Source organism: Cognatishimia maritima (genome assembly GCF_900129685.1).
Lineage (GTDB): Bacteria > Pseudomonadota > Alphaproteobacteria > Rhodobacterales > Rhodobacteraceae > Cognatishimia > Cognatishimia maritima.
In genome coordinates this window covers 50,937-69,211 of record NZ_FQWM01000003.1, presented here as the reverse complement: position 1 = coordinate 69,211, position 18,275 = coordinate 50,937, and the positions used below count along the sequence as shown (strand labels likewise).

Annotated in this window: 20 protein-coding genes and 2 pseudogenes; 8 read left to right on the top strand and 14 right to left on the bottom strand. The window is 59.4% G+C overall.

Going from position 1 to position 18,275, the window contains the following annotated elements:
- Positions 1-64: 64 nt before the first annotated feature.
- From BUA39_RS08870 to BUA39_RS08860, 3 genes are read right to left on the bottom strand one after another with little or no spacing between them, the layout of a single operon-like run.
- On the bottom strand, positions 65-274 hold the full coding sequence (locus BUA39_RS08870; RefSeq protein ID WP_072792866.1) for a DUF6330 family protein: 210 nt from the start codon (positions 272-274) through the stop codon (positions 65-67).
- A gap of 23 nt (positions 275-297) precedes the next feature.
- A complete protein-coding gene (locus BUA39_RS08865; protein ID WP_072792865.1) occupies positions 298-1,236 on the bottom strand; it encodes an ArdC family protein in 939 nt (312 codons plus the stop codon).
- Between the two features lie 40 nt (positions 1,237-1,276).
- Positions 1,277-1,747 carry a hypothetical protein gene (locus tag BUA39_RS08860; protein ID WP_110721833.1) on the bottom strand — a complete coding sequence of 157 codons (471 nt, stop codon included), beginning with the start codon at positions 1,745-1,747 and terminating at the stop codon, positions 1,277-1,279.
- Positions 1,748-2,207: 460 nt separating this feature from the next.
- Here BUA39_RS08860 and BUA39_RS08855 point away from each other — a divergent pair, with 460 nt between their 5' ends.
- Positions 2,208-2,558 carry an MbcA/ParS/Xre antitoxin family protein gene (locus tag BUA39_RS08855; RefSeq protein ID WP_072792863.1) on the top strand — a complete coding sequence of 117 codons (351 nt, stop codon included), beginning with the start codon at positions 2,208-2,210 and terminating at the stop codon, positions 2,556-2,558.
- The gene (locus BUA39_RS08850; protein WP_072792862.1) at positions 2,558-3,070 is read left to right on the top strand and encodes an RES family NAD+ phosphorylase; all 513 of its coding nucleotides are present in this window, start codon (positions 2,558-2,560) and stop codon (positions 3,068-3,070) included. Before BUA39_RS08855 ends, BUA39_RS08850 begins: the two co-directional genes overlap by 1 nt.
- A gap of 174 nt (positions 3,071-3,244) precedes the next feature.
- Here BUA39_RS08850 and repC read toward each other — a convergent pair whose 3' ends face one another.
- From repC to BUA39_RS08830, 4 genes are all read right to left on the bottom strand, one after another.
- Positions 3,245-4,300 (bottom strand): plasmid replication protein RepC, encoded by a 1,056-nt coding sequence (gene repC / locus BUA39_RS08845; protein WP_072792861.1) that lies wholly within the window; start codon positions 4,298-4,300, stop codon positions 3,245-3,247.
- A gap of 240 nt (positions 4,301-4,540) precedes the next feature.
- Positions 4,541-5,509, bottom strand: coding sequence for a plasmid partitioning protein RepB (gene repB / locus BUA39_RS08840; RefSeq protein ID WP_242648566.1), 969 nt, complete (start codon positions 5,507-5,509; stop codon positions 4,541-4,543).
- Positions 5,509-6,708 carry a plasmid partitioning protein RepA gene (repA, locus tag BUA39_RS08835; protein WP_072792859.1) on the bottom strand — a complete coding sequence of 400 codons (1,200 nt, stop codon included), beginning with the start codon at positions 6,706-6,708 and terminating at the stop codon, positions 5,509-5,511. Before repA ends, repB begins: the two co-directional genes overlap by 1 nt.
- Positions 6,709-7,050: 342 nt before the next feature.
- Positions 7,051-7,959, bottom strand: coding sequence for a recombinase family protein (locus BUA39_RS08830; protein ID WP_072792858.1), 909 nt, complete (start codon positions 7,957-7,959; stop codon positions 7,051-7,053).
- Positions 7,960-8,184: 225 nt separating this feature from the next.
- On the opposite strand from BUA39_RS08830, the gene BUA39_RS08825 reads away from it, so the two are divergent.
- Entirely contained in the window at positions 8,185-9,261 is a 1,077-nt protein-coding gene (locus tag BUA39_RS08825; protein ID WP_072792857.1) for a hypothetical protein, read from the top strand.
- A 108-nt stretch (positions 9,262-9,369) separates the two neighbouring features.
- Here BUA39_RS08825 and BUA39_RS08820 read toward each other — a convergent pair whose 3' ends face one another.
- From BUA39_RS08820 to BUA39_RS08805, 5 genes are read right to left on the bottom strand one after another with little or no spacing between them, the layout of a single operon-like run.
- On the bottom strand, positions 9,370-10,155 hold the full coding sequence (locus BUA39_RS08820) for an MOSC domain-containing protein (RefSeq protein ID WP_072792856.1): 786 nt from the start codon (positions 10,153-10,155) through the stop codon (positions 9,370-9,372).
- Positions 10,156-10,191: 36 nt separating this feature from the next.
- Positions 10,192-10,362, bottom strand: a complete 171-nt coding sequence (locus tag BUA39_RS16810) for a hypothetical protein (RefSeq protein ID WP_165610508.1) — start codon at positions 10,360-10,362, stop codon at positions 10,192-10,194.
- On the bottom strand, positions 10,359-12,017 hold the full coding sequence (locus BUA39_RS08815) for an FAD-binding oxidoreductase (RefSeq protein ID WP_072792855.1): 1,659 nt from the start codon (positions 12,015-12,017) through the stop codon (positions 10,359-10,361). Before BUA39_RS08815 ends, BUA39_RS16810 begins: the two co-directional genes overlap by 4 nt.
- A gap of 56 nt (positions 12,018-12,073) precedes the next feature.
- Positions 12,074-12,700, bottom strand: a complete 627-nt coding sequence (locus BUA39_RS08810; RefSeq protein ID WP_072792854.1) for a glutathione S-transferase family protein — start codon at positions 12,698-12,700, stop codon at positions 12,074-12,076.
- Positions 12,701-12,723: 23 nt separating this feature from the next.
- Positions 12,724-13,200, bottom strand: a complete 477-nt coding sequence (locus BUA39_RS08805) for a nuclear transport factor 2 family protein (protein WP_072792853.1) — start codon at positions 13,198-13,200, stop codon at positions 12,724-12,726.
- Between the two features lie 114 nt (positions 13,201-13,314).
- Here BUA39_RS08805 and BUA39_RS08800 point away from each other — a divergent pair, with 114 nt between their 5' ends.
- From BUA39_RS08800 to BUA39_RS08780, 4 genes are all read left to right on the top strand, one after another.
- Complete coding sequence (locus BUA39_RS08800) at positions 13,315-14,214, top strand: LysR family transcriptional regulator (RefSeq protein WP_072793027.1); 900 nt, start codon at positions 13,315-13,317, stop codon at positions 14,212-14,214.
- A 96-nt stretch (positions 14,215-14,310) separates the two neighbouring features.
- Positions 14,311-15,735, top strand: a complete 1,425-nt coding sequence (locus BUA39_RS08795; protein ID WP_072792852.1) for a dihydrolipoyl dehydrogenase — start codon at positions 14,311-14,313, stop codon at positions 15,733-15,735.
- Between the two features lie 22 nt (positions 15,736-15,757).
- Positions 15,758-16,237: a DNA starvation/stationary phase protection protein Dps gene (dps, locus tag BUA39_RS08790; protein ID WP_072792851.1), complete on the top strand. Its 480-nt coding sequence runs from the start codon at positions 15,758-15,760 to the stop codon at positions 16,235-16,237.
- Between the two features lie 283 nt (positions 16,238-16,520).
- On the top strand, positions 16,521-16,763 hold the full coding sequence (locus BUA39_RS08780; protein ID WP_072792849.1) for a hypothetical protein: 243 nt from the start codon (positions 16,521-16,523) through the stop codon (positions 16,761-16,763).
- Between the two features lie 88 nt (positions 16,764-16,851).
- Here the strand turns inward: BUA39_RS08780 and BUA39_RS08775 are convergent, their stop codons facing one another.
- Together BUA39_RS08775 and BUA39_RS08770 are read right to left on the bottom strand one after the other, a co-directional pair.
- A complete protein-coding gene (locus BUA39_RS08775) occupies positions 16,852-17,088 on the bottom strand; it encodes a LysR family transcriptional regulator (protein WP_131814589.1) in 237 nt (78 codons plus the stop codon).
- A gap of 244 nt (positions 17,089-17,332) precedes the next feature.
- Positions 17,333-17,566, bottom strand: a pseudogene (locus tag BUA39_RS08770) (IS110 family transposase); the annotation flags it as partial.
- A gap of 134 nt (positions 17,567-17,700) precedes the next feature.
- On the opposite strand from BUA39_RS08770, the pseudogene BUA39_RS16670 reads away from it, so the two are divergent.
- Positions 17,701-17,994: pseudogene (locus BUA39_RS16670) on the top strand (integrase core domain-containing protein); the annotation flags it as partial.
- Positions 17,995-18,275: the final 281 nt, after the last annotated feature.

Sequence of the window (18,275 nt, the reverse complement as noted above, 5' to 3'; positions counted from 1 at the left end):
AACACCCATCTCAAAGCCCGCTTTTTCTTTTCCGCGGGGCGGAGGAACCGAAGAAGAAGGTGCCCTACCCGAACAGCCCCTTGGGTCTGTAATTCGGGTTGGGGATGGTTTCGATCCAGCCGCCCTGTTCCTTGATGCTTTCGAGCGCTGCCGAGAGCGGATACGCGCCCTCGGACGAGCTCCACCAATAGGCGCCGCGTTTGAAGGTGATGATCTTGCGGCGGCCGTCCTTGTAGCAGGCCACCCGCAGCGTTTTGGTTTCCTTACGTGACATGGGCGTCTCCGTACTCGCTGTGGTCAGGCGGCCTCGGCGCTGCGCCCTGCCCTACCCGCCTCTGATAGCGCGATCAGATAGTCGCAGGCGCGCTGCGCATCCGCGGCGTGCTTGAAGATCGCACCCTTGTCCGACCGAAGAACGCGCAACCAGTTTTGGAGATACGCCGCGTTCATCTCGAGCGTATGGGCCGTAAAGCCGAGCGTCTGGCCAAGGAACACCGAGGTCAGTTCGGCGACGATCTCTTCGCGGGCATAGGCCGTGTTGCCGAAGCGCGAGAGGCCGTAGTCGCGGTTCAGCCGATGGCGCGCCTTGGTGGCATGGGCCAACTCATGCGCCCAGACGCCGTAGAAATTGCGCGGGTCCTGGAACCGCGTGATAGATGGCATGTAGACCTTGTCCACGGGCGGCAAATAGTACGCCTCCGTCCCCGTGAAGACGGTTGTGATGTCGATGGCATCGAAAAACACCTGCATATGCGGGATGGGCTCGGAGGGTGGATGTTCAGGCACTGGCTCCGGGTCGGGGTAGAAACTGTCGGGCAGACCCTCGATCTGGCAGGCATTGAACACGCGGTAGGATTTCTGGAAGCGGAAGATGCGGGCCTCCTCGGACTGATCATCACTTTTCCCCTGATCATCCTCGCCGCCGGGGTCTTTGCGGCTTTGGCCGTAATAGACAACGACAGAGGACTTCTCGCCCTTGCGAACCTTTGCATCCAACGCATTGGCCTGCGGCAGTGTCATCCAAAAAGGCGAGCTGTGGCCCGCCATCACGGTGCGCATGGTCAGCAGGAAGTTGTTCACGCCCTGATAGGGTTCGCCGCCCACGCGCAGGGGGCGAGAACTGCCTCCTGCGGTCCAGGGCTTGCGCCACGGCAGGTCGCCGCGCTCGATGATGCGGATGATTTCGTTGGTGATGACCTCGGAGGCATCGAATTTGGGCGTGCGGGATCGGGCCATGGCTGGCCTCCTTTCGAGTGTTGATGAGGGGGAGTGACGACTAGGTTAACCGACAGAGCCGTGGATCGTTGGTGATGCTGGCACCGAGCTTTACGACCATGTCGATGTAGGTGGTCAGAGAGACGGACCTGCAAGAGCGCCAGGGTTCGGTGTCGTCTGATCCGTCGCGGATCACCCGCGGCAGGTTGGCGAAGGCAATGACATCGGTGACGGGTCGAATGTCGATGAAGGGTGTCCCTCGTGCGACTGCAAGAGTGGCCAAGGGAAAGCGCTCGATCGGCGCGAAACTCGAGACGGTGCTCCACCCGAGATGGAGGAATGTCCCACTGTCTCCGCAGATCACATGGGCATTCGGCAATGTCCCCGCCAGCCTGAGATAGCCGAGATCACGTAGGACAACCTCGCGTTCGAGATGCCGCGCCAGCGCCGTTTGGCCAGTTCTGCGCAACTCTCCATGCCGCCACCAAGCGGCAGCAGTTGTGCGCAGTACGCGCAAGACAATTGTTTGCATGGGGAAGCCCTTCATCCAGAACGGCAGACCGGAACCCGGCCCGGACCCATCTGAGGGACCCCAAAGGCCCTCATCCGTCAGTCACAAAACCCGAAGAACACTTTTACTTTTCACCAGCCAAACGGTCCGGGGTAGCTGCCGATGGTCCGACACCACCGCGGACCCCAGTGGCTGCATGCAGTAAGTGCCGGTTCCGGTCCAAAATCGGCAAGCCAAATCGGCAAACCCGGTCCGACTGCCGCAGTCTTTGACATATTTTCAATAACTTATCTTATGTTCTCGATCGGCAAAAAACGCGCATACGGCGACTTCTTAGGCCCAAAGAGCAGAAGCTCCGGCGTTCAGAGCAATGCAGCGTTTCGGAAGAGCATGGGAAACGAAGGCTCAGCACCTCCTGACAGCTTGAATTTCAGCAATATTGCCGCTATATACCGTCAGTATCACTGTAGGAGCATAGATCATGCACATCACGAGCTTTGCTGAAGCTGGGCAATTCGAACCGCGCAAGATCGCCGCGGTGCTACGCACATCAGCAGAAGAGATCGCATTGACCGTCGGCTTGGGAAAAGACGCGTTGCAGAGGCGAACCCGCATCGGTTCGGACAAGACGCAGCGCCGCCTGCGCGAATTGGTAGAGGTGCTGAACAAAGTCGAGCCCCGCTTCGGCTCGGAACTGATGGCCTATGCATGGTACCGGTCAGAGCCCCTGCCCGGCTTTGATGGCCGGACAGCCATGCAGCTGGTTCAGGAAGGCAAAGCTCAGCAAGTTCTGGAATACATCGATGCAGTCGATGCGGGCGTCTTTGCCTGATGCGGCTGAAAGATGGGCGCTACACAGGGCCACTCTATCGCGCCCTGAACCCGGTCTATGCGCGTGAACCTCTGTCCGGACGAGGCGCCGAACTCTATGGAGGGCGCTTTAACGCCAAGGGCACCGCTGCCCTCTACACCTCGCTGGATCCCGCGACCGCTCTTAGAGAAGCCAACCAAGTCGGCAGCCTGCAACCCACGATCCTGGTGTCCTACAAGGCCGACCTTGGGCCTATTTTCGATACCCGCAATCAGGACGGACTTGACCGGTATGGCGCGACAGAGGCGATGCTTGCCGACCCTGCATGGCGCATGAAGATGCTCGGCGGCCAATCAGTTCCGACACAGGAATTGGCACGCGCCCTCATAGCAGATCAGTTTGCGGGGCTTCTGATCAAGAGTTTTGCGAAGGGTGCGTCGTCGTCGGACTTCAACATCGTCCTGTGGGCCTGGACTGACAATAAAGGTTCTTTGGAAGTGGTGGATGATGAAGAGCGGCTGTCGCGCATGTGAGTTGTGAGACTTGGTGCCGGATCTGTCCACCGCGGTGGACATCGGCGGGTCGGAGGAACACGGATTGATCGAGTAGTATCGCCCTAGTGGAGTTTGGCTCTGTCGCGTTGATGCATGTGGAGAGACCGCGCGTCATTGGACTGGTTGCCGGCCAGACGTCCACCGCGGTGGACATTAGGCGGTTTGCAAAGCAGTTTTGGACAGACGTTTGATCAAAGCCACTGGATCAAACTGGTCTTGACGTTGGCCCAAGGTGATACTGTGAAAATACGCTCCAAAGTCCCTGATGCGTTGTCCAAGTTGTAGCATGATGAAGATCGCGCATGACGCTTTCTGAGCTCCTACAGCATTCTTGGCTTTCTCGAAAGTTTCTGGGTGAATGCCCATCATGGGTGCAAGTGTTCGCGCATGGTTTTCAATGTCCAACCAGTTTCTAAGGCTCTCTGTGGAGAACGATGTCGCCTGATCGCAGACTGAGGTCAGCAAGTCTGCTTTCAGGGCCTCATCGCCTATGTTGCTATCTAAATCTTTTTTTTCTTCTTCAGACTTAGATTGATGCCGGACAGTTTGTCCGTCATTGGCGGGCAATTCCATAGTTTCAGGCGGGTCATTCGGGGTAGACAAACTCTGGCATTCTGCATCTGTATTGGCGAGCAGAGCGTGGTATTCGGGGAGGCTCAGCTTCCTGCGTAGAGCTTTCCGTGCGAGGTTGATGAATGCGTTGCTAGGATCGTGCTCCTCCAAATGGGCGAGCTTTGTAAGGATCTGTTTGCGGACAAATATCCGATCCCGCCGGTTATTTTCCATCTCATGTGCGATGGCGATAAGCTCGCTCGCACGTTGGAGGAGGGGAGTTAGAGACAGTCCATAACTGATGCATTCCCCGCTGGACGAGCGAACGCGGTAGCGCTTTCGATTTGAACTGTCATTGCGTTTGATGAACCCGAGTTCGACGAAGCGGTTGATGTGTCTGCGGAGTGTCCGTTCGTCGATTCCGCCGACGCGCTGGCAAATCGAGTCGTTGGACGCGAAAACCGTTTCACCATGGCCGGGCTTCAAGAAACTGAGCATGGCTTGAAGTGTTTGGATGTGGCCAGGACGCAGACCGAATACGCTACGTGCATCTCTCAGTGCCCTGAAGATGGTCCAGATGTCGGTTTCAGCCGCAGAAATTGAGCCGCGTGATGCATCAGCACCAGCGGTTCTGATCGATAGTTTTGTAAATGCCATGGTTTATTCACGACGACCGTTCGGCCCACAACTTCCCAGTCTCTTCCCGAGATTTCGCTCAGAAAAAGGCGATAAAAATCGGTCCACCGAATCGGTGACTCTTGACCGGTTTGCTGGAGGTTGCTACATCATGAGTGCTAATCGAATGATGAGGGCTCTCCAGGGGAAACTTTGGGGGGCTCTTTTCTTTCTGGTCTTCGCTTTTCTCCTCTGCTCGCGTTACTCTGTGTGGCTCGGGGCTTAGGACCCAGAGCCGCTCTCATTCCGCCACTGTTCGAAGAGCTGCAAAAGCGTTGCCTCCGCGCGCTCTTCGATCCATTGGCCGAATTCTGGGTGGTCCTTCTTGGCGATCTTGATGACGATCGCTTTCTGATCGACTGTCAGCGTTCCCACAGAGCTACCGTCCGCATCTTTGACGACGGACGTTAGGCTGCCGTTGGCATGTTTCTTGTCGCTACGCGCCTTGTTCGAGCAAGCCGAGTAGACTGCCTGAAACTTTTCCGCGCTTGGAGTGTCGTCGGGCAGGGCGGCAATCACCTCTTTGGCCGTGCTCACCAAATCTATCTTTTTCGAGAAAGCAGCCAGGTCACCCCACTGCCGTCGTCCGATGCCATGTGCCGGTCCTATCAGCTGTACAAGCCCTTCTGGCAGTTGCTCTATGACGACGCGATGGTTGGACACGCCCTGCCGTGTCAAGCCGAGAGCATCCTGGATGACGTTTGGCTTGTAACCTGATTCCTGCATCTCTTTGATAAAAAGAGATTTCTCAATGAAAGACGGGTCTAGTCGGAGATTGTTCTCTTGGCCCTGTGCGATCAGAGATGCGTCGTCATCCAAGGTTCGGACGATCGCCTTGATCGTTCCACCGACCATGCGGATCGCTGCAAGCCTGCGTCGTCCGTAGATGATGCGGTATCTGTCCGGTTGCGCTGATGGTCGGACCATAATCGGCACTTGTTGCCCATGCTTGCGAATGCTTTCGGCCAACTCATCAATACTGGAATCCTCCAGAACCAACCGATCGCGCAGACCATCCATGTCAATCTGATCGGGCTCGATGTCCCGAATGGAATTCGCGGTGATCTCGCGCAAAGAGTCGCGCAAGCCGCCAACAGATCCTGGCAGTTTTGCCGCTTTTGGCGGGGTAGGGGAGGAGGCCGCGCTCTCCTTCTCGTCCTTTGGAGGCTGATTGAAGATATTTCGGGCCATCAGCGACGCCCCCATGCCATTTGAATTGTTTGTTCCAACTCATCGCCAACGCCGTTCACGCTGGTTAGGGCGCGATCAATCGTTTTCCTGATGAACTGGCTCGGATCAACTTCGTAGACGGTTTGCTGGGTCATGCCGGCGTCCGAGATTGCTGTAGACTTCAGCATTGGCTCAGTCATGACCTGTCCGGCCAAGATCGATCTCAGGTAGCCCGCCATCTGGGTCTGAGGCCCGTCCGACGGCTCGTATCTCGTGATCAAGAACTTTACGAAGTCCCATGTAACGCGCTTGCCAATGGCTTCTTCGACAGCCTTTACCGTTTCCGAAGCAAGTTTCAGGAACTGGCTCATTGAAGCAATGTCGAGCATGCCTGGCACGACCGTTACCAAGAGTCCCGTCGAGGCTGCCAACGCCGTTAGGGTCAGAAAGCCAAGTTGAGGCGGGCAGTCGATCAGCACGATGTCGTAACTCGCCTCAACTTCCTCGAGCGCCAAGGCTAGGCGCTCCGCAAATATGGGCTGCACCCGACGGGCGAGGGCGTTTGCCGTCTCAGTTTCGTATTCCGAGAGCATTAGGCCCGCCGGAACCATATCGAGCTTGTGGAAGTAGGTCGTTTGGATGACGTCGGAGAGTGGAACTTGCTCCTCATATCTCAGAGCATCATAGATTGTGCCGCCTTCAGCGAACTCGAGCTCAGGCCGAAAACCGAAAAAAGTGGTCAGACTTGCCTGTGGATCGAGATCCAAAACCAATACTCGGTAGCCTCGCAAGGCATACCGTTGTGCAAGATGTATCGTTGCTGTCGTTTTTGACGATCCGCCTTTGAAATTGACGACGGATATAACCTGGAGACGATCGCCCTCACGTCGACCAGGACGGTAACTTTCTGCGTTCTTTCCAGTGCGTCCAAGAACATCGCGCAACTCATCAATCTCTTGGGCTGTGTAGAACCGGTGTCCGCGGTTGTCTGTATGCACTTCCGGGAAGCTGCCGTCCTTGTGCCGGTTGCGCAGGTTGGATGTGCTCACGCGCAAGAGGCTGGCAACTTCGGTAGAACTGAAACGGCGCAGGGACTTTCGTTCTTCGGGTTCGAAAGCGATCTTCATCTGGCGATCCAAAGATTCCGCCAGATTGTCTGCAAATGCTCCGATGTCGGAAGAGCCTATGCCTTGCGTGTATCCAACGTTACGATCATCCATGTCCTGCCGCCCATTCTCGGCCTCTGTTGAGGCTCTTGGTCATTCTGACGGTGTACAGCGTGTCTGACGCGTTTTACCGTCAGAACGGGAATGCCACGATCCAGTGAGTCCGGCAAGAAGAATCTAGATGTAGTGTGAAAGTTATCCACAGCACCAATTCGTACAGTCACATCAAGATAAGCGCAAGACTTTGATTTTATTGCATTAAGTCTACGAGCTCGTGTTTCAAGCCACTCATGAGAATTGTTTGGACGGTATTGGCTAAACCCATGCAACCAATGGCACAATTGACCTTCTGACGGTGCTTGGAGCGATAGATTCAGCTGTTTGAGCCTCTGCTAGTTACATTTGGGAGTGAGCCGATTCTGATGAAATTAGTCCAAGCCGCTCCGCTCGTTCGAGCAACATCTTGACCGAAGACGGCTGCCAGCTGGCACGACCCCGAGGGGTGCGCTCACGCATCGACTCCAGCCGATCACAGATCGCCTGAAGCGTGATGTCCGGGTCTGCCCCCTTGATGGCCGCAACGATGGCAGGCAGTCGATCGTCGGTTTCGCGGCGTCCGGCGCGGCCAAGCACTTCATCGGGCAGAAAGCCGTCGCGCACATATGCTTTCACGGCGCGGAGCAGGCGGCTTTGGGTCCAATGGCGATCTGGGGGCAGGGGGCCATTGATAATCCGCAGCACGTCTTCCCAAGCCATATCGGGGCGCAAGCGGCGCACATGGGGCACCCAATCCTGCGCGGTCTCGTTCAGGCGCTCCATGTAGCCGTCCTGTCGCGCCAGCCGGACCTTGCGCAGCGCAGCAGGATCCTTGGTGCGAAGTCCAGGGTTGCCGCCTACGCGCCCTTTGGCGCGTGCCGACGCCAGCCCCGCCTTGGTGCGTTCGCGGATCAGCGCGCGTTCGAACTCGGCCGCGGCGCCCAGAACCTGCAGTGTGAACTTGCCCTGTGGCGATGCCGTGTCGATCGGGTCCTGGAGGGACCGGAAGAAAGCGCCCTTGGCCTCCAGCCGCTCGATCACCTCCAGCAAGTGCGACAGAGATCGCGCAAGCCTGTCGATCCGCACGACGACCAGCGTGTCGCCGGTCTGGACACGCTCGAGAACACGCGCAAGCACCGGCCGCGCGCGATTGCCGCCAGAGGCGTGCTCTTCAAAGATCTCGACGCATCCCGCGGTTTGCAGGGCTTCAGACTGGGGCAGGGGGGTCTGATCCTCGGTTGAGACGCGCGCATAGCCTATCAGGGGCATGAAATCGGGCCGTTTGCAATTTAAGGTATCGCTATTAAACGACTGTTTGTAAACGAATGCAAGTAAGGTTTCTCTCATTGAGCTGGCGTACAATCCCTACGTTTCCTTGAGCTAAACGCGACCCGAGATTTTCCGCCGCCAGTCGCGCACGCGCACTACATAAAGGACGCTGGCAGCGGCCACAAAACGCTTGGGTAGTGCGCAAAAATTTTGTATTTTGCACATATGAAATCGCAAACATCCGCTTTGACTGATGATTTCAATGACCCCCTCATCACCATCGAGGAGGATGAAAAGGCTCACGAAGAGGATCTCTGGTTCCTGCCGGGACCACTCGAAGAAGAACCAAATGACTTGCCTCCCGGGCCACGGGCGGAACCGCCCGACACCGCTGTCATCCATGACTGGGCAAAGGCAGAGGGGGTTCACGCTGCGCGACTGGCACGGGTCGCTGGACGCCTGGGCGCGCTGGATGACCGGCTGCTGCGCGGCCCTGAAGGCTGGCGCCATCGCCTCGCCCTTATCGAAGCGGCAGACCTCAGCTGGTTTGCAGGGGATCGGGTCAGTGCTGATCGTCTGGCCCTTTGGTTATCGATGCGGCTGTCAGGCGCACAGGATGACTCAAATGCGCTTGCACGCGTCGGATGGGCTGTTCGGCGCCTGACGGGCGGTCCCGGACCAGAGATTGACCTGGCCGCCTTTCTGGATCGCCGGGATCCCGAGAATAGTGAAGACAGCGCCGAGCGGCTCAAAGATCGCGCGGGCGGATGGCTGGACGTAATGGCCGCCGCAGCCGAGCTCCACCCAATCACGCGTGCTTGCATGGGCTTTCATCTCTGGAGCCTGGCGGGGCTCGGACAGCACGGCGACCAGATCGAAGCCGCCGTCACCGCGTCCAGGATCGCGGCCAGCGACGGAAGCGGCGCCGTCTTCGCACCGCTGGCTATGGGCGGGGCAGGGGGGCTGCGTGTGTCGGGATTGCCGCCTGAACGCTTGGTCCGCTGGTTGGATGGGATGAACAGCGCGATCCTAACGGCGATGCGAACGCTTGACGAAATTGAAGCTTGGGCGGGTCAGGCAGAAAACGTCATGGCGCAATTGTCCGGCCGAACGCCTGTTGCCTTACGGAAGATGTTCACCGATTGGCCCTTGGTCTCTGCCCCGATGGCTGAGGCGACGACTGGAGCCAGCCGCGCCGCCGTTCAGCGCAATCTGACCTGGATGGAGGCAAGCGGTTTGATCCGCGAAGTGACAGGACAGGGACGGTACCGGGTTTGGTGCGCGGCAAGGCATTCTCGCTAGCGCTTTTTGGGAGGGTCCGTCCAACAAATCCGTCGAACCCATCTGCAATGTTTGAAGGTATTATTCCTGTTTCAATTGTTGCTTTTCTGACCGAATAGACTCCTGAGGTTAAACCGACAGCTTGCCCTTCAACCCAAGTCTCAACTTTCCAGCATGCGCGACTTCAACATAGACGCCCATGTCCATGTGGCCGAGATGCTTGCGCAAGAGATAAGGGATCTTCAGGTCGCGTTCCGCCGTCTCGGGATTTACCTCGGTTGCAGCGCATCTTTTGGTGCGCGAGAGGATCCGCAGCGATACGTCGCCAAAGGACAGTACGGATCCGATGGCGTCGAGCTCGGCGAATGGGGGCAGGCCGTCAATCACGATATTCGCGCGGAACCGGGCGGGATGAATACGTGCCCCGATGCGGCTTTCCATGTCACGCACGGATGCAAGGTTGAGCACCGAGATCGCGCTCATCATCTGGGGTGAGACAACTGAGACATCCGTAAAACGATGCGGGGCAGAGGAGACGAAGGCCGGCGGTTCCGGGTCCGATAGCTGCAGTGTTTCGTGCAGGAATTGTGCGGCCTCAAGGCGCGCCTCAGGGTCGTTCGTGTCAAACTGCCGGACCGTGCCACCCGAAGCGATCTCGAACGCATGGGTTGCCGCGTCGAAGCGGGTTTTCAGACCGGCAAGGCCCGCCTCCTTTAACAGAACGACAAAGCGGTCCTTGGGCAACGGTTGCGGGTCTTGGGGATCGAAACCGGAGTTGTAGCGGGCAAAACCGAACAGCCTGTCACCGGGAATGCCTTCGCCAGCGGAAAGGATCATCCGGTCCATGGTCTCAGCGCTGAGGCCCTTGACCGGATAGCGGTTAAGCTCGACGATCCTCAGGTTGCCGTCGGTCATGTTGTGTCCCTTCACTGCCACTCACTTGCGGACTCTCTACAGGTCCCAAAGATCATCGCCGCACGCTTCGCTCAGCCAAGGAATCTGCGCCTGTGCGTCGGCCAGGTCCCTGCGGAGTTGGACAATCTCGCGATCCTTCTCCGCCAGTTTTGCGCGGAGGTCATCAATCGTTTCGTCGACATCCTTTGTCGCAAGGTGAAGGGTCATTGATTTACAGCCTCCTGACCGTTCTGGCCGACTGGCCCGAAGGTTTCAAAGTGGATGTTCGCTGGTGGTACGCCTGCGGCTTCAAGGTCGCGTTGCAAGCCTGACAGGAAGGCGGCGGGGCCGCAAAGCATGTATCGGGCATCGGGGCCCGCGCCGAGGGCGAGGAGGCTTTCGGCGGTGATCCGGCCCTTGACGTCATAGTCCAAGCACTGGCGATCATCGGCCCCGGGTTGGCTGTAGAACACCTGTTTGCGCAGGCGGGGGCTCGCCTCGATCAGGCCCTTGACCTCTGCGCGCAGGGCATGGGCCGTGCCGTTCCGTGCGCCGTGCACATACCAGACATCGCGCTCTTCCTGGCTTACGTTGGCCCAGAGCGCGGACAGCATCGGTGTCAGGCCGACACCTGCACTGACCAGCACCAGCGGGCAGTTGGAACAGGGCACGACAAAGTCACCCGCAGGTTTCTGTGCCTCGATGATGCTGCCCTCGCGGGTGCCGTCATGCAGGAATCGGGACACAAGGCCCTTGTCCTCGCGCTTGACGCTGAGCCGATAGAAACGCCGTTCCTGCGGCGGGCCTGACAGGGAGTAAGAGCGCTTGGAGGTGCCCCGCTGGCCGGGGATCTGCACCTCGATGGGCAGGTGCTGGCCGGCCTCGAATGGATCGAGCGGGCGGTCATCGGCGGGGATCAGGTAAAAGGAGGTGATATCGTCGCTTTCGCGGACCTTCTTGGCGATTTTCAGGCGGCGAGACAGGTGATCCAGCTTGACCCACCTGAGCGGCACTGCTCCGGGGCGGTCGATCACGGCGTCGATCTCAACCTCGATCATGCGCCAGGCGTCAGGGTCATGCGCGCCCCTGGGCGACCAGTCGATGGTGGCGCGACCGCTGATGTGCAAAAGGCCGCCGGTTTCGAAGTCGATGAAGAGAAGGCCCACGTGCGGGTCCGCGACGATATTGCCGATCGTGTTGAAGAAGTTGTTGCCTGCGTAGTCGGGGATCAGCAGCCGTGTGGGACTGGCGGCATGGACAAAGCCGGGCGCGCCGCCCCTGTGGCTGGCGTCATAGCCACGCGCGGCGCCTTCCGCCATCGGATGGCCAGAGCCGATGAACAAGGTGTCGGCAGTGTGGATGCGGGCGATCTGATTTTCGTTCAGCGCGTCCGAACGCGCGGCGGGGCCGGGTATGGTTTCCTCCCGGGTGACGGCGCGTTCGTGGATGTATTGCGGGCAATTGCCAAAGGTCTGGCGGATGTCGATGGCGTAGCCGTTGCCCGACGGCCGGACGTGCCCGCTGAAGCGGTTGCGGCGCCGGGTGGCCAGTTGGATGCCTAGAACACCGATATCGGTGCCCGCGTCAAAGGCGGCAGCAAGCGGATCATCGGCACTAAGGACGGTGTCCATATTGATATGACGCGGATCAGGCGAGGTGGCAAAGCCGTCCGGGCCTTCCACCAGCGTGACCCAGGTTTGTCCCGACGCATCCGCACCCGAGACGACGAGGAAGGGCAAATTCGTATGAAACGCCCTGTGCTGTTCGGGGAGATGATCGCGGATGAAACCGCCGACCAGCGCCGCCATGTCGCCGACGCCGGCACGTTCCTGCGCCGCGCGCTCGCCTTCGTGGAAGGGATTGAGAATCTCGGTCGTGGTCATGGCGTCTCTCCTATGGGCGCGCGCCGGGGAGGGAGGGGCCCCGGCGCGCAGGTGCATCAGGCCAGTTCGGGGATCGGCGATTTGGCCATGGCCACGAAGTTCGGCTGCGCCTCGATCCGGGACAGCCAGGCGCGCACATTCGGATAGGGGGCGAGGTCGACGCCGCCCTCGGGGGCGTGGGCGATGTAGCTGTACCCCGCCACATCGGCGATGGTGATCGTGTCCGTCGCCAGCCAGTCGCGATCCGCCAGATGCGCGTCCATCACCTTGAAGAGAGCGTGGGCCTTGGCGACAGCGGCCCCGTGATCGTGGCCGGTGCCGAAGACCTTGACCAGTCGCGCGGCGCACGGTCCGGCATAGATATTGTCGGCGGCAACTGTCAGCCAGCGCTGCACCTCTGCGGCGTCCTTCGGATTGGAAGGCATCCAGTGCGAACTTTTGGCATAGGTCTGCACCAGATAGATCAGGATCGCATTGCTGTCGGCCAGCGTGTAGCCGCCATCGTCAATCGCCGGAACCAGACCGAAGGGGCTGATCTTGAGGTACTCGGGTGCTTTGTGCGCGCCGTTGGCCATGTCGAGATCGATGGTCTCGTAGGGCAGGCCGAGGAATGCCAGCATCAGTTCGACCCGGTGGCAGTGGCCGGATTTGGGGTTACGGTAGAGTTTGATCGGGTTGGTCATGTCTTTTTTCCTTCAAGGTGAGGTCAGAGGCCTAGGTCGCTGAGGCCCGGGTGATCGTCGGGGCGGCGGCCCAGCGGCCAGTGGAACAGGCGCTCTTCTTCAGAGATCGGTTTTTCGTTGATCGAGGCGTGGCGATGCGCCATCAGGCCGTTTTCATCGAATTCCCAGTTCTCGTTGCCATAGGCGCGGAACCAGTGGCCGCTGTCGTCGCGATACTCGTAGGCGTAGCGCACGGCGATGCGGTTGCTGGTGAAGGCCCAAAGCTCCTTGATCAGGCGGTAGTCCATTTCCTTGTTCCACTTGCGGGTCAGGAATTCCTCGATCTCCTTGCGGCCTTTGGGGAACTCGGCGCGGTTGCGCCACTGGCTGTCCGGCGTATAGGCCAGCGCTACCTTGGCGGGGTTGCGCCCGTTCCAGCCATCCTCGGCCAGCCGCACCTTTTCGCGGGCGGTCTCTTCAGTGAAAGGCGGCAGCGGGGAGCGGGGGGCTTCGTTGGTCATGCTGTGCGGTCCTATTGATCTGTGTTGACATGACTGTAATTCGCTTGCTTCTTCGGAAGAATGACGTCATTCAAAAAGTCACTATTTCGCAGAATGGAATAAATGGCGGGTGCTATGGACCGGATCCAAATGCTCGAAGTCTTTGTGGCCGTGGCAGAAGCGGGCAGCTTCGCCGGCGGCGGGCGTGCGACAGGGCTGAGCGCGCCGTCGGTTACACGCGGGGTCAATGAGCTTGAGGAGCGTTTGGGCGCGCGGCTCTTCACGCGGACAACGCGGGTGGTCCGGCTGACGGATGTAGGGCAAGGCTACCTGGAAGAGGTGCGGAGCATCCTGGCGGACCTTCAGGCCGCGGACGATCTGGCCTCGGGCACGGCGGCCCGGCCCACGGGCCTTCTGCGTGTTACAGCCCCGGTCGAGTTCGGGCGCATCCATGTGGCCCCCATTCTGGCGGATTTTCTCGATACCTACCCGGATGTCTCGGCGGAGCTGTTGACGGTTGACCGCGTGGTGAACCTTGTTGAAGAGGGCATCGACGTCGGCCTGCGGATCGGTGAGCTGCCGCCTTCGGGTCTGATGGCGGTACGTGTAGGGCATGTCCGGCGGGTCGTCTGCGCATCGCCCGGATATTTGAAGGCACATGGCGTCCCGAAAACACCTCAGGACCTGACGCAGCATAAGATCGTCTCGATTTCAAGCGTCACGCCGAACACCGAATGGCGGTTCGGCAAGGAAGGTCTCGACGTTGTCCGGCTGAAGCCGCGTCTGCACGTTTCCAGTATCGGCACAGGGCTGGCGCTGGCCCGCACAGGCTGGGGGCTCACAAGGGTCCTGTCCTATCAGATCGGCCCGGACTTGCAGGCGGGTACTCTGCAAACGGTGCTGGAGCCCCATGAACCAGAACGCCTGCCCGTCCATCTTGTTCATCAAGAAGGGCGGCGCGTGTCGGCCAAGCTGCGCGCGTTCCTCGACTTCGCCCGTGACAGACTGCGCGGGGTACCAGTTCTGAACGGCTGATATTATTCCGTATCGTAAAATTATCTATTCAGGAATGAGGCCGTTCATTCTGTTTATGTACTGAATTAGCTCTGATCCCAACGAAAGGGATCGACCATGGCCACACTCAAAACCAAAGTCGCCGTCATCGGTGCGGGCAGCGCGGGAATGCGTGCCTACCGTGAAATTACCAAGACGACGGACGACGTACTACTGATCGAGGATGGACCCTACGGCACCACCTGCGCCCGGGTCGGCTGCATGCCATCGAAGCTCCTGATCGCCGCTGCCGAGGCGGCCTATGCAGGCAACCACACCGCGCCGATGGGCGTGACTTATGCCGCACCGCAGATCGATGGCGCCGCCGTCATGGCTCGGGTGCGCAGCGAGCGGGACCGCTTCGTCGGCTTTGTCGAAGAGACGGTTGAAGGCTGGCCGGAACAGCACCGGATCCGCTCCCGTGCCAGTTTCCTGTCCGACACCACGCTAGCGCTCAGCGACGGGCGCAGGGTCGAGGCCGAGACGATCATCATCGCCACCGGGTCGCGGCCCAACATTCTGCCATTCTTCGAGAATTTCGGTGACAGGCTGATCGTGAACGACGATGTGTTCTCCTGGGATACCTTGCCCAGTTCCGTCGCCGTATTTGGCGCGGGCGTTATCGGGCTAGAACTGGGGCAGGCGCTGCACCGGCTCGGCGTACGGGTCAGCCTCTTTGGCCGCGACAACCTCGTGGGCCCACTGAGCGACCCCGAGGTTTTGGCCCAGGCGAACCGCATCTTCACGGCTGAATTCGACTTCCACTCCCATGCCGACGTGACCGGCCACCGCCGCACTGACACGGGCGTCGCCGTCGACCTGAACGGCGAGACGCTGGAGTACGAATATGCCCTGATCGCCACGGGCCGGCGGCCCAATGTCGACAAGCTGGGGCTGGAGAACACCTCGCTTAAGCTGGATGCGCGGGGCGTGCCCGTGTTCGACCTTTACACCGGGCAATGCGGCGATGCCCCGATTTTCATCGCGGGTGACGCCAACAACATCATCCCGCTTCTGCACGAGGCCGCCGACGAAGGGGCAACCGCGGGCTACAACGCCGCGCATTGGCCGGACATTCGCCGCTTCACCAAAAGCGCGCCGATCTCGGTCATGTTCAGCGATCCGCAGATCATGATGGTGGGCGAGACGCACCGGGCGCTGACCGAACGCGGAGCGGATTTCGCCGTCGGGTCGCTCGACTGGGCCGATCAGGGTCGTGCGCGGGTGATGGGCGTCAACAAGGGCCTTCTTCGGGTCTACGGCGAATACAACACCGGCCGTTTCCTCGGGGCCGAGATGATCGGACCGCGTGCAGAGCATCTGGCCCATCTGCTGGCTTGGTCGCTGCAATCGCGCCTGACCGTGGACGAGATGCTTGAGCGCCCGTTTTACCACCCCGTCATCGAGGAAGGGCTGCGCACTGCGCTGCGGATCCTCAACGCCAACCTGCAAATGGGCGCCATGCCCCCGCCGCGCTGCATCGACTGCGGCCCTGGTGCCTGAACGACATCAAAGGAGAAAGATTATGAGACAGACACGACTGGGCCTTTCCGACAATGCCCGCAAAACCAGCATCGCCACCTTGCAAACCGCCCTGGCCGACGCCTTGTCACTGCGGCTTGCGGCCAAACAGGCGCATTGGACAGTGCGCGGACCGCATTTTCAGCAACTCCATGAACTTTTCGACAGCTTCGTCGCGCCGCTCGACGCGGAAATCGACGAAATGGCCGAGCGGATCGCGACACTCGGGGGTGCGCCCGATGGGCGGGCCGAGGCTGTGGCGGGCAACTCGGGGCTGCAGGAATATCCACTGGGCGCAACCCGCGGGGTCGATCACCTGGCTGCCCTTGCCGATCGATTTGCCGCCTTGGGCAATACTGTACGTGAAGGTATCGACATAACCGACGAGGCGGGAGACGCCAACACTGCGGACCTGCTGACCGCCACCTCTCGGTTTCTTGACCAGTCGCTCTGGTTCATCGAGGCGCATCTGGATGTGGCGTGATTGGCGTATTTGTGGACAGGAGGAGGGACAAAAGCCTCCTTCTTCCCGATTGACGCTCGAACATAATTCACATTTTCGGTTTAGTTAGCTGGCAAGGAACTTGCTCTAGGTCCACAACCGCTCCTGCACCACTTCGCCAGGTAACTTGATTTTACCAACGGAGCGTCCGACAGCCAGAAACCCGTTGAAATCACGGCCGGCGCCTTGGGACCCGGGCAGCCAGGGCGCAAACTGATAATGTCGCCCCAGCCCGCGCCCTGATCCTTGACGGTACCGCGAGGCCATGGGCCATGCAGAGAGCCTTGCCGCTGTTGGCGCCGCCCGTGTGCGCAAGGGTCAGCGCCATGTCGGGTATAACGCGCTGCTCTTTGCAAAACACCGGATTATCCTTGACGAAGGCATGCGCGTTGAAAGCCTCTACCCCGAGCCGCAGGCGATGGCACTGCTTTGCCTCGCACTTGGGGCCGGGCGCGAAGGGCGTCGAGATCGCCTTTCTCAAGCGGATGCCTGGGGTCGGAGTGGATGATATCGGTAGAGGATGTCAGTTTGGGCTGCATGATGCCATCGTCCGCATCGTCGACGAGAGGCAGGAACCCGATATCCAATGTCCCCTGTTACAGGCCCTGCATGATCTCGAACGCCGAGCCCGGACGCACCATGTCGATGGTGCGGTCGGGCGCCGCGAATATCGCGTCGACATGGCGCGGGGCGGCCTCGGCGCCGGGGAACAGCGCGTTGGCGCGTTTGGTCGGTGTCAAACCGTTTCCAGATCGCACGAACAGCAGATCGCCGGTGCGCGCACGCAGCTGCTCCAGCCAATCGCTGACGGTCGATTGGTTCATGTCCAGCAAGCGCGCCGCTAAGCGACCCGGCTTTCTGAATCGTCAGCAGGATGTGCAATTGCCGACCGTCGATTGTAAGGTAATCAGAATCTGAGCCTCCCCAACTGAATTGGTCCACCGTTGTGTTTAGGAAACGGATGACCAAGAATGGCAAGCAAGAGACCGAAGCCTGAAGAGATTGTATGGAAGTTACGGTAGGTTGAAGTTCTGATGGATCAAGGCATGTCCCGTCGTGATGCGATCAGACAGATCGGAGATGCTGCGCCAGCGTTCTATGATAGTTGCCAGTCGCCTCGAACGCGATCCGAACCGTCAGGTCGTAGCTGGCGAGGATGTCAGACAGGCGCTGGAAGTCTTCCAGCATGTTCATGATTGTCAAACGTCGGTGACGCATTTTCCCAGGGATGCCGATCAGCGTCTCATGGCGATGTTTAGAAATGTCGATAGCGACCAGCACGGTCGAAGCGGTAGAATAGGTGGTAGTCATAGCCAGTCTCCTCATCAGTGTGGTTTGTGCAAAACCAATGTTGAGACCTGAGACCCAGTTATGGCCACCCGCTGCGCTATTTGGGGGCTGCGGGTGGCCATAACCATAAACAAACGCTTCTTCCCAAGGTGCTAGGGCCGGAATTTGTCGCCGAGGCTGCCCGAGATTGGTTAGCCGCCATTGGCGCCAAGACAGCTTACATCGAACCGGGGAGCCCTTGGGAGAACGGATATTGTGAAAGCTTCAATCGCCGGTTCAGGGATGAGCTGCTCAACGAGGAGATGTTCTAAAGCTTGCGCGAAGCACAAATCTTGATCGAACAATGAAGGAGACATTATAACACAAAACGCCCACACAGCGCACTGGGCAATCGGCCGCCAGCGCCTGAAACCATCGTCCCGATGGATCACAGGCAAATTATGCATTAACACTCAATGTTGGCCATTTAAATGGGGCTGATCACCCCTGCACATTCTGTGCGTAGCGGGTAGCACGAGGATAATCTCAATGCGATGCGTTTTAGGATCTCGAAGGTTCGTATCCAGCAAACACCGGTTTCTTTCATAGCTACGCTGCTGGCGTTGCTCGGCCCGAAACAGGCAGCGAGATTTTGTGCGAACGTCGCGAAGGCGCACACCGGAAAGGCCTCTCGCTGGGGTTAACAGTCTACAAATGTATGCTCGAACCGAAATCGATCGCTGCCGCATTG

Bases quoted from the DNA above. Each gene is read 5' to 3' on its own strand.
- BUA39_RS08870 (WP_072792866.1), bottom strand. From the start codon at position 274: ATGTCACGTAAGGAAACCAAAACGCTGCGGGTGGCCTGCTACAAGGAC.
- BUA39_RS08850 (WP_072792862.1), top strand. From the start codon at position 2,558: ATGCGGCTGAAAGATGGGCGCTACACAGGGCCACTCTATCGCGCCCTG.
- BUA39_RS08795 (WP_072792852.1), top strand. From the start codon at position 14,311: ATGGCCACACTCAAAACCAAAGTCGCCGTCATCGGTGCGGGCAGCGCG.
- BUA39_RS08865 (WP_072792865.1), bottom strand. From the start codon at position 1,236: ATGGCCCGATCCCGCACGCCCAAATTCGATGCCTCCGAGGTCATCACC.
- BUA39_RS08825 (WP_072792857.1), top strand. From the start codon at position 8,185: ATGAAATCGCAAACATCCGCTTTGACTGATGATTTCAATGACCCCCTC.
- dps (WP_072792851.1), top strand. From the start codon at position 15,758: ATGAGACAGACACGACTGGGCCTTTCCGACAATGCCCGCAAAACCAGC.
- BUA39_RS08830 (WP_072792858.1), bottom strand. From the start codon at position 7,959: ATGCCCCTGATAGGCTATGCGCGCGTCTCAACCGAGGATCAGACCCCC.
- repB (WP_242648566.1), bottom strand. From the start codon at position 5,509: ATGGCCCGAAATATCTTCAATCAGCCTCCAAAGGACGAGAAGGAGAGC.
- BUA39_RS08800 (WP_072793027.1), top strand. From the start codon at position 13,315: ATGGACCGGATCCAAATGCTCGAAGTCTTTGTGGCCGTGGCAGAAGCG.
- BUA39_RS08810 (WP_072792854.1), bottom strand. From the start codon at position 12,700: ATGACCAACCCGATCAAACTCTACCGTAACCCCAAATCCGGCCACTGC.
- repA (WP_072792859.1), bottom strand. From the start codon at position 6,708: ATGGATGATCGTAACGTTGGATACACGCAAGGCATAGGCTCTTCCGAC.
- BUA39_RS16810 (WP_165610508.1), bottom strand. From the start codon at position 10,362: ATGACCCTTCACCTTGCGACAAAGGATGTCGACGAAACGATTGATGAC.
- BUA39_RS08780 (WP_072792849.1), top strand. From the start codon at position 16,521: ATGGGCCATGCAGAGAGCCTTGCCGCTGTTGGCGCCGCCCGTGTGCGC.
- BUA39_RS08820 (WP_072792856.1), bottom strand. From the start codon at position 10,155: ATGACCGACGGCAACCTGAGGATCGTCGAGCTTAACCGCTATCCGGTC.
- BUA39_RS08805 (WP_072792853.1), bottom strand. From the start codon at position 13,200: ATGACCAACGAAGCCCCCCGCTCCCCGCTGCCGCCTTTCACTGAAGAG.
- repC (WP_072792861.1), bottom strand. From the start codon at position 4,300: ATGGCATTTACAAAACTATCGATCAGAACCGCTGGTGCTGATGCATCA.
- BUA39_RS08815 (WP_072792855.1), bottom strand. From the start codon at position 12,017: ATGACCACGACCGAGATTCTCAATCCCTTCCACGAAGGCGAGCGCGCG.
- BUA39_RS08860 (WP_110721833.1), bottom strand. From the start codon at position 1,747: ATGCAAACAATTGTCTTGCGCGTACTGCGCACAACTGCTGCCGCTTGG.
- BUA39_RS08855 (WP_072792863.1), top strand. From the start codon at position 2,208: ATGCACATCACGAGCTTTGCTGAAGCTGGGCAATTCGAACCGCGCAAG.